Source organism: Candidatus Palibaumannia cicadellinicola, from assembly GCF_001269425.1.
GTDB classification, from domain to species: domain Bacteria; phylum Pseudomonadota; class Gammaproteobacteria; order Enterobacterales; family Enterobacteriaceae; genus Baumannia; species Baumannia cicadellinicola_A.
On sequence record NZ_CP011787.1, the window covers coordinates 176372 to 189335 of the forward strand.

Genomic DNA, 12964 nt, shown 5'->3' on the forward strand with positions numbered 1-12964 from the left:
TCAAGCTAAGTGCTAATAAGCTAACAGTAGACTAGCGCAGTAATTAAGCTCAACTAATTGTTAGTTAGTGCAATATTAATTATTTTTTTGCAAAATACAAATATTAATAAAGACTTCACTTATATTAAGTAATTAATAGCTAATAGCGTTTCATCATATCAAAAAATTCATCATTAGTTTTAGTCATTGCTAACTTATTAATAAGAAATTCCATGGCATCAATTTCACTCATAGGATGAATAATTTTACGTAAAATCCACATTTTTTGTAGTTCTTCCTGAGTAGTAAGTAATTCTTCTTTACGGGTACCTGATCTATTGTAGTCTATTGCTGGAAAGACACGTTTTTCAGCAATTTTGCGAGATAAGTGTAATTCCATATTCCCAGTGCCTTTGAATTCTTCATAAATAACTTCATCCATTTTTGAACCAGTATCAATTAGTGCAGTAGCAATTATCGTTAAGCTACCACCATCTTCTATATTACGCGCAGCACCAAAAAAACGTTTAGGACGATGTAGGGCATTAGCATCTACCCCACCAGTCAAAACTTTTCCTGAGGCAGGTACTACGGTATTATAGGCGCGTGCTAAGCGAGTTATAGAGTCTAATAATATTATTACATCTTTTTTATGCTCAACGAGGCGCTTGGCTTTTTCTATAACCATTTCTGCTACTTGCACATGGCGTGTAGCAGGCTCATCAAATGTTGATGCAATTACTTCACCTTTTACTAGTCGCTGCATTTCTGTAACTTCTTCTGGACGTTCGTCGATTAATAATACTATCAGCACGCAATCAGGATAATTGTAGGTAATACTTTGCGCAATATTTTGCATTAGCATCGTTTTACCTGCTTTAGGTGGCGCTACTATTAGACCACGTTGACCACGCCCAATAGGGGATGCTAAGTCTAGTACACGAGCGGTTAAATCTTCAGTAGATCCGTTACCACGCTCCATACGTAGACGTACGTTAGCATGCAAAGGGGTTAGGTTTTCGAACAAAATTTTATTACGAGAATTTTCTGGTTTATCGTAGTTAACATCATTTACCTTCAACAAAGCAAAGTAGCGTTCGCTTTCTTTTGGCGGCCTAATTTTGCCAGAAATAGTATCGCCAGTACGTAGATTAAAACGGCGAATCTGGCTAGGAGAAACATAGATATCATCAGGACCTGCTAGGTAGGAACTATCACTAGAGCGCAAAAAGCCAAATCCATCTTGCAGAATTTCTAAGACACCATCGCCAAAGATATCTTCTCCACTTTTTGCGTGTTGCTTAAGCGTAGCGAAAATTATATCCTGTTTACGCATGCGGGCTAGGTTTTCGAGTCCCATCTTCTCGCCGATTATAACTAACTCAGAAACTGGCGTATTTTTTAATTCTGTAAGGTTCATAATGGTGGGTTCTTAAACTAGGGGTATATATCGCACTAATGTTATTTTTTATAAAAATAGCCTATTTAAGGCTAATAAATAACTTTGTAGTTAAATTTTAATAAGCAGTACTGCAAGTTTTTTGTTTTTTTATAGTTTAAATGATAGTATTTATCATATAGCATGTTTCTCCCATAGAGAAACAAATAGTAAATATAAGTACAGTAATAAGTTAAATAAATGAAATATGTGCTTTAATGAAATTTTTTAGTTGTCCTTTTGATAAAGCGCCTACTTTAGTTGCTACTACTTCTCCATTTCTAAATAAACAAAAGGTTGGAATACTACGAATACCATACTTTGTTGCTATTACTTGGTTTTCTTCTATGTTTACTTTTGCCACAATAATCTTACCTTGGAATTCATTAGCGATTTCAGATATTATTGGTGCTATCATATTACATGGACCACACCATTCTGCCCAAAAGTCAACCAGAAATAATCCTTCTTTCTGAAGTATATTTGTTACGAAACAATCATTATTACTAATATTAATTATATTTTCGTTCATTTTTACTACGTTACTCCTTAACATAACGCTAACTACTATTAAATCAATGACTGACAATAAATGCAATAGTTAATAGTTAATTATATCTAAACTTAGAAAGGATCAATAGTATGTTGTTGACAAGTTGATAAAATCATAAGCACAAACAATAAAAATAATTTGTGATATGACTATCAATACAAGTTATATAGTGACTATAACTAACTACAAACTTAGTTAACCTAGCTTTGTAGTAATACTACTTATGCTGAAGTAGTAATAATTTTTTATAATTAAAAATTTTTATTTGCTGGATGATTAGACTAATCATTGATCCTATCACAAATATCTCTTTTTCTAGATACTATTATAATGCAATGCGCGTATAAATTTTACTAATTATATATAAAATACTATTCATTGATTTGTTCAATAATATCTATATCCTAGTAGATTATTAAGTATAATTAATGCAAGTTAGTTGATTTAAAAAACCATTTTATATTATTATTTGCTCTATCCATCACTGCTCCTGCTATTAATAATGCGCTACGTTTCGACTAATACCTAGTAATAAGTAACTTATTTTGTATAGGTATAGGTTATTTTAGTTATATGGTAACTAATGTGATAGTTACTAATAATTGTTATTAGTTATTTATATTATTGGCATTTAAAGCAATAATTTTCGCGACTTTTTCTGCCTGACTGTTTAGTTGCAGTTTTTATAAGCATTTTCCATATACGGTAAAGCTTTGTATGTATAATTAGTATCAGGAAAATTACTTAGCATGTTATCAACTCTGTTGACAACAGCTATATAAGCTCCTATATTTGAATAATATTTCACTAAATAAAGTTCATGCTTAGCTAATCTGTGTTTTAGATAAATTAAACGTTTGATAGCGTATATAGCATACTTGCTATTTGGAAAATTATAAATAATTTTTTTAAAATTATCAAAAGCAGCACGAGCATGTCCTGGATCTCGTTCATAGTCATTAACACATAATAATTTTAGCAATAATCTGTCATCTATCGCCATCTCAATGAGACCCAGCATGTAGAGCACATAGTCAATGTTAGGATGTGTAGGATAATTCAATAAAAAACTATCAATAATTTTTTTTGAATTTTTTAGTTTATATATTTTATAATATGCGTAGATTAAATCTAGCTGTACCTGTTGCGTATAGTTACCTAAAGTATAATAATGATCTAATGTTTCTAATTGTTTAATTGCGTCCTTGTAGTGACCACCCTGTAGTTTATGCCGGGCTGATTGATAAATTTCTTCTTGAAGTTTATCGTAAACATTAGATCTGTTGTGAGAACAAGCAACCAGTATTAGGCTTATGGTGATAAACAATAAATTGTTAATACTGATTATTAATTGTTTTAGTGTTCTTAACATTTTTATCTTGCCGAATAAGAACTATATCTTATAACACCGCATTTTAAATTATTTTATTGTAACAACCTAACTTTAATTAAGAGATTTTAATATGGCGCAAAAAAGTTACCTAATGGTAAAGGTTAATCATCAACCATTAGCGCAGCGTTTAGATAAAGTTATGGTAAAATTATTCTCTAATTATTCGCGCTCAAAAATTAAAAGCTGGATATTAAATGGACACGTGATGGTCAATGGTCAGGTAAATGTAGTACCAAAACAAAAGATTATTGGTGGAGAAACCATTGAATTATTGTTAGTAAAAGAAGATCCACAGTACTTGCAAGCTCAAAACATTAAGTTAAATATTGTGTATGAAGATGAATACATTATTGTAATCAACAAACAAAAAAATATAGTTGTGCATTCTGGTGCTGGTCATGTTGATGGTACTATTCTTAATGCTTTACTTTATTATTATCCTCCTATTGTTAAGTTGCCACGTGCTGGTATCGTCCATAGGTTAGACAAGGATACTACAGGTTTAATGATTATCGCTAAAACATTAACTGCATATACTAGATTAGTAGATTTATTAAAGACTAGAAATATTACCCGTGAATATGAAGCTATTACCATTGGGACAATGACTGCAGGAGGCACAGTAGCACAGCCTATTGCACGACATGCCATAAAACGTACTCATATGACAGTCAATTGTATTGGTAAACCTGCGGTCACGCACTACCGTATTATTGAGCATTTTCGTGCACACACTAGGCTACGTTTAAGGTTAGAAACCGGTCGTACCCATCAGATTCGCGTACATATGGCTTATATAAATCACCCTTTAGTAGGTGATAAGTTGTATAGTTACAGAAAGTATCAATTGAAATGTACAGGTAAAAAAATAGAAATAGAAAAAAAAATTTGGAGTATATTCGATCGTCAGGCATTACATGCAACTATGCTAAGACTTAATCATCCTATTACTAATATAGAGATGGAATGGCATGCAGCGTTGCCACAGGATATGTTGGAGCTTGTTTATGCGCTAAAAGCTGATATGCAGAATCCTTTATAGGATCATGAACTTAAAAAAATAATATAGCAGCATATTATTATATATAGCTATTTTGACAAGTCTTGGAGGCATTATGCGTTTGGATAGTTTTACCAATGAATTTCAATTAGTAATTCTAGAAGCTCAGTCATTAGCTATTAGGCAATCAAATAAATTCTTTGAACCTTTACATTTAATGGTAATTTTTCTTAACAAAGAAGATGGAACAGTATGTCAGTTACTAAAATATGCTGGTGTGAATACTTCAAAATTGAAGGTAGTTGTTGACCAACAATATAAAAATTTACCAAAAATACATAGTAGTACTACTAGTAATAGTATACAACCATCGCAAGATTTGTTAAGTCTATTGAATAGATGTGAACAACTGGCTCAAAAACGTTTTGATAGTTTTATTTCATCTGAGCTATTTATTCTAGCATCGATTGAGTCGCATGGTATCTTAGCAGACCTACTAAAAAAATATGGGGCAACGATAATATCAATTAACCAAGCAATAGAAAAAATTCGTAGTGGTCAGAAAGTCACAGATATAGATGCAGAACAACAGCGTCAAGCACTAAAAAAATTTACTATTAATCTTACTGAGCGCGCTGAACAAGGAAAATTAGATCCTGTAATAGGCCGTGACGAAGAAATACGACGTACTATCCAAGTGTTGCAGCGACGCACCAAAAATAATCCAGTACTAATAGGAGAACCAGGGGTTGGTAAAACAGCTATCGTAGAAGGACTGGCCCAGCGTATAGTAAATGGTGAAGTTCCTGAATTACTTAAAAATAATAAGGTACTGTCGCTAGACATGGGATCACTAATAGCTGGTGCAAAGTACCGCGGTGAATTCGAAGAAAGGCTAAAAAGCTTACTAAAAGATCTATCAACACAAGAAGGTGATATAATTTTATTCATTGACGAATTACATACTATAGTCGGAGCAGGTAAAACTGATGGTGCTCTGGATGCCAGTAACATGCTAAAACCAGCACTTTCCCGTGGTGAATTACATTGCGTTGGCGCTACTACATTGAATGAGTATCGTTCCTTTATTGAGAAAGATGCTGCTTTGGAAAGGCGTTTTCAGAAAGTATTAGTTGTTGAGCCTTCTGTGGAAAGCACTATTGCTATTCTACGTGGTCTAAAAGAGAGATATGAGTTACATCACAACGTACAAATTACAGATCCTGCTATAGTAGCCGCAGCTATGTTATCTAATCGCTATATAGCAGATAGACAATTACCAGATAAAGCCATTGACCTGATCGATGAGGCAGCATCCAGTATTCGTATGCAGATTGATTCTAAACCTGAAAAATTAGATCTACTAGAGCGAAGAATTATTCAGTTGAAGCTTGAACAACAGGCACTAAATAAAGAAACAGATGATGCTAGCCTTAAACGTCTAGCTATTATTAATGAAGAGCTAGAAAAAAAAGAATGCGAGTACTCTGAACTTGAATATAAATGGAAAACTGAGAAATCTTCCTTATCTGGTACCCAACAGCTAAAAAAAGAACTAGAACAAAATAAAATATATCTAGAGCAGGCACGTCGTATCGGAGATTTAGCAAGAATGTCCGAACTACAATATGGAAAAATTCCTGAGCTAGAAAAAAAATTAGCGGTAGTATCGCAATCTGAAGAAAAAAATATTAGTTTATTACGTAACAAAGTTACAGATATTGAAATAGCTGAAGTATTGTCACGTTGGACAGGTATCCCAGTATTGCGAATGTTAGAAAGCGAGCGAGTGAAACTTCTTAGAATAGAACAAGATCTACATAAAAAAGTAGTAGGCCAGAATGAAGCAGTAGAAGCTATTTCTAACGCGATACGCAGGAGTAAAACTGGAATTTCAGATCCTAATAGGCCAGTTGGTTCTTTTATGTTCCTAGGTCCTACTGGAGTAGGAAAGACAGAGCTATGTAAAGCTCTAGCTAATTTTCTTTTTAATAGCGATACAGCAATCGTACGTATTGATATGTCTGAGTTTATGGAAAAACATTCAGTATCACGTATAATAGGTGCTCCTCCAGGATATATTGGTTATGAAGAAGGGGGTTATCTTACCGAGACAGTACGCCGTAGACCTTACTCAGTTATTCTACTGGACGAAATAGAGAAAGCTCATCATGACGTTTTTAATATTTTACTGCAAGTACTAGAAGATGGAAGGTTAACTGATGGTCATGGACGTACTGTTAATTTCCGTAATACAATAGTCATTATGACATCAAACCTAGGGTCAGATATTATTCATGAACGTTTCAGTCAACTTAATTACCAGAAAATAAAAAATCTAGTTTTGGATGTTGTTAGTCATCATTTTAGACCTGAATTTATTAATCGTATAGACGATATTGTTGTGTTTCATCCGCTAGACCATGAACATATTATGCAAATTGCACAGATACAGCTAAACATTCTTTCTAAACGTTTGGAAGAACAGGGTATCTTCATTACTATCAGCGAAGAAATACTATCATATTTAGGTCAAATAGGTTTTGATCCGGTTTACGGCGCGCGGCAATTAAAAAGAACTATACAGCAGAAAATAGCTAACCCATTATCAATGCAAATTCTTGCAGGCAAATTACAAATAGGTAAACCAATAAAATTCTCTATTTCTAGAGAAAATAATATTATAGCTCATCAGTAGACCTAAGTCATATTATGTTTATGTTTAGTAGTAGTTGTTGTTATACGTTCTTTAATACGCGCAGACTTACCGGTACGTTCACGCAGGTAATATAATTTAGCCTTACGAACTAAACCACAACGTTTTACTGTAATACTACTCACTATCGGGGAATGAATCTGGAATATACGCTCCACTCCTTCCCCGTGGGAAATTTTACGCACAGTAAATGAAGAATTTAAACCTCTGTTCCTGATAGCAATAATAATACCTTCAAATGATTGTAAACGTTTTTTGCTACCTTCAAAAATCCACACCTTAACTTCAACTGAATCACCTGGGCGAAAATATGGTATTTTCTTAATCTGCTCTTGTTCTATATCTAGAATAATTTTATTCACAATATTGACCTGACCTATGATTAACATTTACATTTATGTTGATATTCATGCTTAAATTCAGTTAGTAATATTACTTGCTCATCAGTTAGAGATAAATTAACTAACATTTCAGGTCTTCTAAGCCAAGTACGGCCCAAAGACTGTTTTATACGCCATCTCCTAATCTCAGCATGATTACCAGATAATAAAACTTTAGGAACTTGTCTACTATCTAATAATTCCGGACGAGTATAATGCGGACAATCAAGTAATCCGTCTGCAAATGAGTCCTCTCTAGCTGAAGTATCGTGACTAAGTACTCCTGGGATCAATCTAGTAATTGAATCTATGATTATCATGGCGGCTAACTCTCCGCCACTAATTACATAATCACCTATAGACCACTCTTCATCAATTTCTTTTGCCATTAAACGCTCATCAATACCTTTATAACGACCACATACAAAAATTAACTTCATATATGAAGCTAGCTCATATACTCCTTTTTGATCTAATTTTCGTCCCTGAGGGGAAAGATAAATAACTTTAACTCTTTTTCCTGCCTGATATTTAGCTTCATTAATAGCATCCCGTAAGGGTTGCATCATTAATAACATTCCTGATCCACCGCCATAAGGACGATCATCGACGGTTCTATGCTTATTATTCGAAAAGTCACGTGGACTCCAGCACTGCACATGTAGTAAACCATTTTTTACTGCTCGTCCGGTTACTCCATAATCAGTAATGGCACGGAACATTTCTGGTAATAGGCTTATTAAGCCGATCCACATTAGATTATTCCTGGAGTCAAGTAAATATTAAAAACATTTTTGATCCCAGTTAACTTTAATAATACGATTTGTCAGATCTACTGTTTTAATTACCTGACCATAAAGGAATGGGATTAGTAAATCATTTTTTTTAGAAAAATATTTTTTTAAATTAGTTTTTACTACCATAACATCATTTGAGCCAGTTTCTATTAAATTAATCACTGTTCCCAGTTGATCACCATTCAACGTCTCTATTGTGCACCCAATAATATCTTTCCAGTAGTATTCACCGTTAGCAAGATTTGGTAACTGTGAAGCTTCAACTATAATTTGACAATTAGTAAATGGTTTTGCTTCTTCTCTATTGTTAATACTATTACTCTTAATAATAATAGTATTATTATGATACTTCCAGTCATCTATAGTAATCTTTTGCCATGTACCACCTGTACTACTAATATTAATAAACCATGGTTGGTAATCAAAAATACTGTTAGCAGATTGAGTAAATGAAATAATCTTAAGCCAACCTCTAATACCATAGACTACGCTGATTTTACCTAATACTATAGGATTAATAGGAACGACAGTACTCATTATTAGTTTATTTATTTTTTTTGATAAGTACAGCAACTCTTTTTGATAATTGGGCACCCTGACTAAGCCAATATGAAATTCTATTCATATCAAAACGTATATTTTCCGCTTGCCCAGTAGCCAGCGGATTAAAAAAACCAACCCTTTCAATAAAGCGACCATCACGCGCATTATGATTATCGGTTACTATTATTTGATAAAATGGGCGTTTTTTAGCTCCGCCACGTGCCAAGCGAATTGTTACCATAACTTAACATAATCCTATTTGTATTTTAAAATAACATCTCTCTAAAAATATAATAATCTTTTTAAGATTATAATGCAATTATTACTAGTTACATTAACTTTATAGTAATCCAGACGGCATCATTCTACGCATCATTTTTACTATTCCATCTTTTTTTCATGTTCTTCATCTGCTTAATCATACGTTGTAGTTCTTCAAACTGTTTTAACAGACGGTTAACATCCTGGACCTGCATACCAGAACCGGCTGCAATACGTCGCTTACGCGAACCTTTAATAATTTCTGGTTTGCTACGTTCTTGAGCTGTCATTGAAGAAATAATAGCCTCCATCCGTACTAGAATTTTATTATCATGCATTTGCAACTTTAATGAATCTGGTAGTTTACTCATTCCTGGTAATTTATTGATCATACTAGCCATACCACCAATATTACGAATTTGCTTAATTTGGTTAAGAAAATCTAGCATATCAAAACTGTCACCATGATTTAACTTACTAACTAGCTTGTTAGCTTGTACGCTATCAACCTTACGTTCTATATTTTCAATAAGTGATAATACGTCGCCCATACCAAGGATGCGATCAACTAAACGATCAGGGTAGAATTGTTCAAAAGTGTCTAGTTTTTCTCCTAAGCTCAGGAATTTAATAGGTTTTCCGGTAAGATACCTAATAGATAGTGCGGCACCGCAGCGCGCGTTACCATCTACTTTAGTCAGAATAACACCAGTTATTGGTAATACTCTATTAAAAACTTTAGCTGACTTAGCTATATCCTGACCAGTCATTGCGTCTACCACAAATAAAGTTTCCACTGGTTTAATCGCTGCATGGATACTTATTATTTCATTCATCATGAAATCATTAATATGTAGCCTACCAGCAGTATCTACTAATAATACGTCATAAAAATTTTTTTTTGCTTGTATTAGAGCTTGATTAACAATATCCACTGGTTTCTGATAGGTTTGAGAAGAAAAAAAATCTATGCCTGCTTGATGTGTCAATATTGATAATTGTTTGATAGCAGATGGTCGGTAAATATCAGCTGATACTGATAGAACTTTTTTATTATTTGTATCACGTAAATATTTACCTAGTTTTCCAACACTAGTAGTTTTACCAACTCCCTGTTGACCAACTATTAAGACTACTGCTGGTGGTTGAGTAGATAGATTTAGATAGTTATTATTATTTCCTATGGCATTTACTAGCTCAATGCGCACAATTTTAATAAACTCTTGTCCAGGAGTGAGGCTATTATTAACTTTATTACTTAAGGCCTTATCTTTTACCCTACTAATAAAGTCTTGTACTACTTGCAATGCTACATCTGCTTCAAGTAATGCCATGCGCACTTCACGTAAAGTTTCTTTAATATTAACTTCTGTTAGGCGTCCCTGGTCGCTTACATTACGTAATGCATTTGATAATTTATCTGATAAATATTTAAATATATTCATATTTTTTTTAAAATATCATTTAGTTAATCAAGTTATTTTTTTTTGCCAAAAAATCATCAAAACTAAGTAAATCGGCAGCTTCTAATTCTAATTGACGTTGCCAAGATCTAGCTTTCTCTTCTGCAAAAAAAGATTCTGATAATATTTCTAATTGTTCTTGACTTAGCATTTTAAAGTACTTGTTAGCTAGCAAACGTCCAAAACCATTAATACCATACTGTTTCATTTCTTTTAACATACGAGCAGAAATAGTAAATTCAGGCTGAATAATACTTTTCATAAGTTTGTCACATATCAGCTGATATTTAATATTACCATTAGTACTATCTATAATTTTTGCTATTTTACGTAAAGAACTAAATAATAATTTTCCTATAGTCGATAAAGATTGTTTACTTTTTCCGCAATCAACGACTAGCTGTAGCCCTGGTTTACGTCCTTCTAGAATAACTTTATTCCAATTAATACTGGTATAAAGTAACTCATTATTACTCATTGGTGGTGCATCAGCTAAAGTGCACCAAATTAAAAATAAATCTAACAATCTCACCTGCTCATCATCTAAACCTACTGGTGAGAATGGATTAATATCTAAAGATCTTACCTCAATATATTCAATTCCTCCACGTAATAAAGCATCAGAAGGAGATTCTTCTTTTTTAGTAACTCGCTTAGGTCTAATTGGTACGTAAAGTTCATTTTCAATTTGTAATAAGTTAGTATTTAGTTGTAGGTAACGTCCATTTTTTTTTAAACCAATACGTTTGTAATCAATATATGGTGTTTGTATCGCTAGCTTTAAACTAATAACATAATCATTTAGGCTATTAAAATTTATATCTATATTTTTTTGTGATTGATTAGTATATCCTAAATTACTTAACCTTAGTGAGGTAGCATAAGGTAAGTAAATAAAACCAGATGTTGATTTTTTAAATTTTAGGTCAGTTTGTCTATTATTAATAAAAGATTTACAAATGCCCGGAGATGCCCCAAATAAATATGGAATAATCCAACCAAAACGATAATAATTACGTATAAGTCCTAAATAACCAGCAGAGATAACTTCTTTACCTTCCCAGCTATCAATATCACTAATGCCAGTATAAACCTGCCAAAAAGCTAGAGGGAAAGAAAAATTATAATGTACTCCTGATATGATCTGCATCAGAGCGCTGTAACGATTTTTTAGCCCTTCACGATATAAAGTCTTCATTCTGCCTAAGTTAGAACTACCGTATTGCGCTAGTTCAATATATTCTTGACTATCGATAAAGCATGGCATACTCATAGGCCACATCAATTCATCGCAAAGATTGCGTGAGACATGGCGATGGATATCTCGTAATAAAGTTAGCATATGATTAATATCATGGGAGACTGGTGTTATAAATTCTAGTAACGCTTCAGAAAAATCCGTAGTAATCAACTTGTGGGTCAGTGCAGCACCTAGCTGTTTAGGATGAGGTGTATGTGCTAAATTTCCTGTAGTATGATTAATACGTAGCGTTTCACGCTCTACACCACGACAAATACCCTGTAAAACCTCAGGATTAGATTCTATACATAAAAGTGCCTCTGATGAGACGTGCGGAATCAACTTAACTAACCTCCAGTAAGTTATCAGTTAGTTGGGTTTTTAACATCATTAAGCTTAGATGTTAAAATATAAATATATTATTTGCATTAAATAAACATAAACTTGGTTAGTTATTTTCTCATTTGATAATAATGTTAATGTAGGAATGGTGCATCCGGAAGGATTCGAACCTCCGACCGCTCGGTTCGTAGCCGAGTACTCTATCCAGCTGAGCTACGGATGCATTATTAGTTTTTTTAGTTGCGGCGAGGGAGGGATTCGAACCCTCGATACAGTTTTTTACTATATACTCCCTTAGCAGGGGAGCGCCTTCAACCTCTCGGCCACCTCACCTAAAAGTAAAATAAACTGCTAGCAGCTTAGTAGCTACATGGCGCATATATTACTTTCTAAGCATAATAAGTCAAACCATTTTTTACCTATTTAAAAAGTTAAGATCAACTTTATTTCAAATTATTAGGAGCATAATAGATATTTGTATGGTTTTATTGCTGTTACGCCTTACCTATAGTATAGCAAGGCGCATAAATAATATACTATCAGTAAATAGTAGTAGTCTGTTGTGATTGTTCAAATTTAATACGCTGGTATATTTCTTCACGGTGCACAGAAACTTCTTTAGGAGCATTAACACCGATACGTACTTGGTTGCCTTTAACGCCTAAAACAGTAACCGTTACCTCATCACCAATCATGAGGGTTTCACCAACTCTACGAGTCAGAATAAGCATGCTTTCTTTGCTCCTTTATTAAAAGAGTCGGGTCTTTCAGTATCCCGCTATTTTTATTATGAAAGTACTTTATTTTATATAAAATATCATTAAAAAGTACTCAGTACTTTCTATTATTATTTTAGTAG

General features: G+C 33.3%; 10 protein-coding genes, 2 tRNA genes and 2 pseudogenes. 2 read left to right on the forward strand and 12 right to left on the reverse strand.

All coding sequences use genetic code 11. From position 1 onward, the window contains the following. Nucleotides 1–139: 139 nt before the first annotated feature. The 3 genes and pseudogenes from rho to bamD form a co-directional block, all read right to left on the reverse strand. Nucleotides 140–1399 carry a transcription termination factor Rho gene (gene rho / locus AB162_RS00785; protein WP_053096643.1) on the reverse strand — a complete coding sequence of 420 codons (1260 nt, stop codon included), beginning with the start codon at nt 1397–1399 and terminating at the stop codon, nt 140–142. A 211-nt stretch (nt 1400–1610) separates the two neighbouring features. Next, entirely contained in the window at nt 1611–1949 is a 339-nt protein-coding gene (gene trxA / locus AB162_RS00790) for a thioredoxin TrxA (RefSeq protein ID WP_053096645.1), read from the reverse strand. A 629-nt stretch (nt 1950–2578) separates the two neighbouring features. After that, nucleotides 2579–3342, reverse strand: a pseudogene (gene bamD, locus AB162_RS00795) (outer membrane protein assembly factor BamD). Nucleotides 3343–3433: 91 nt separating this feature from the next. Between bamD and rluD the strand changes: the two are divergent. Beyond that, nucleotides 3434–4405, forward strand: coding sequence for a 23S rRNA pseudouridine(1911/1915/1917) synthase RluD (gene rluD, locus AB162_RS00800; RefSeq protein ID WP_053096646.1), 972 nt, complete (start codon nt 3434–3436; stop codon nt 4403–4405). A 73-nt stretch (nt 4406–4478) separates the two neighbouring features. Beyond that, on the forward strand, nt 4479–7061 hold the full coding sequence (gene clpB / locus AB162_RS00805; protein WP_053096647.1) for an ATP-dependent chaperone ClpB: 2583 nt from the start codon (nt 4479–4481) through the stop codon (nt 7059–7061). A gap of 2 nt (nt 7062–7063) precedes the next feature. On the opposite strand, the gene rplS is transcribed toward clpB, so the two are convergent. The 9 genes and pseudogenes from rplS to csrA all read right to left on the reverse strand — a co-directional run bounded on the left by rplS (nt 7064) and on the right by csrA (nt 12836). After that, nucleotides 7064–7441, reverse strand: a complete 378-nt coding sequence (gene rplS, locus AB162_RS00810) for a 50S ribosomal protein L19 (RefSeq protein ID WP_053097364.1) — start codon at nt 7439–7441, stop codon at nt 7064–7066. 20 nt (nt 7442–7461) lie between these two features. Then, the gene (trmD, locus tag AB162_RS00815; protein ID WP_053096649.1) at nt 7462–8214 is read right to left on the reverse strand and encodes a tRNA (guanosine(37)-N1)-methyltransferase TrmD; all 753 of its coding nucleotides are present in this window, start codon (nt 8212–8214) and stop codon (nt 7462–7464) included. Nucleotides 8215–8241: 27 nt separating this feature from the next. Beyond that, entirely contained in the window at nt 8242–8793 is a 552-nt protein-coding gene (rimM, locus tag AB162_RS00820; protein WP_053096651.1) for a ribosome maturation factor RimM, read from the reverse strand. Between the two features lie 7 nt (nt 8794–8800). Then, a complete protein-coding gene (rpsP, locus tag AB162_RS00825; protein ID WP_053096654.1) occupies nt 8801–9040 on the reverse strand; it encodes a 30S ribosomal protein S16 in 240 nt (79 codons plus the stop codon). 99 nt (nt 9041–9139) lie between these two features. Beyond that, nucleotides 9140–10499, reverse strand: a pseudogene (ffh, locus tag AB162_RS00830) (signal recognition particle protein). Between the two features lie 25 nt (nt 10500–10524). After that, nucleotides 10525–12105, reverse strand: coding sequence for a glutamate--cysteine ligase (gene gshA, locus AB162_RS00835; RefSeq protein ID WP_053096656.1), 1581 nt, complete (start codon nt 12103–12105; stop codon nt 10525–10527). A 146-nt stretch (nt 12106–12251) separates the two neighbouring features. Further along, nucleotides 12252–12328 (reverse strand) — tRNA-Arg (locus AB162_RS00840). A gap of 20 nt (nt 12329–12348) precedes the next feature. Then, a tRNA-Ser gene (locus AB162_RS00845) sits at nt 12349–12438 on the reverse strand. Nucleotides 12439–12644: 206 nt separating this feature from the next. Continuing rightward, nucleotides 12645–12836, reverse strand: a complete 192-nt coding sequence (gene csrA, locus AB162_RS00850; RefSeq protein WP_053096658.1) for a carbon storage regulator CsrA — start codon at nt 12834–12836, stop codon at nt 12645–12647. Nucleotides 12837–12964: the final 128 nt, after the last annotated feature.

What these genes read in the sequence shown, in the direction of transcription:
- rho (WP_053096643.1), bottom strand. Translation starts at nt 1,399, where the DNA reads ATGAACCTTACAGAATTAAAAAATACGCCAGTTTCTGAGTTAGTTATA.
- trxA (WP_053096645.1), bottom strand. Translation starts at nt 1,949, where the DNA reads ATGAACGAAAATATAATTAATATTAGTAATAATGATTGTTTCGTAACA.
- rluD (WP_053096646.1), top strand. Translation starts at nt 3,434, where the DNA reads ATGGCGCAAAAAAGTTACCTAATGGTAAAGGTTAATCATCAACCATTA.
- clpB (WP_053096647.1), top strand. Translation starts at nt 4,479, where the DNA reads ATGCGTTTGGATAGTTTTACCAATGAATTTCAATTAGTAATTCTAGAA.
- trmD (WP_053096649.1), bottom strand. Translation starts at nt 8,214, where the DNA reads ATGTGGATCGGCTTAATAAGCCTATTACCAGAAATGTTCCGTGCCATT.
- rimM (WP_053096651.1), bottom strand. Translation starts at nt 8,793, where the DNA reads ATGAGTACTGTCGTTCCTATTAATCCTATAGTATTAGGTAAAATCAGC.
- rpsP (WP_053096654.1), bottom strand. Translation starts at nt 9,040, where the DNA reads ATGGTAACAATTCGCTTGGCACGTGGCGGAGCTAAAAAACGCCCATTT.
- csrA (WP_053096658.1), bottom strand. Translation starts at nt 12,836, where the DNA reads ATGCTTATTCTGACTCGTAGAGTTGGTGAAACCCTCATGATTGGTGAT.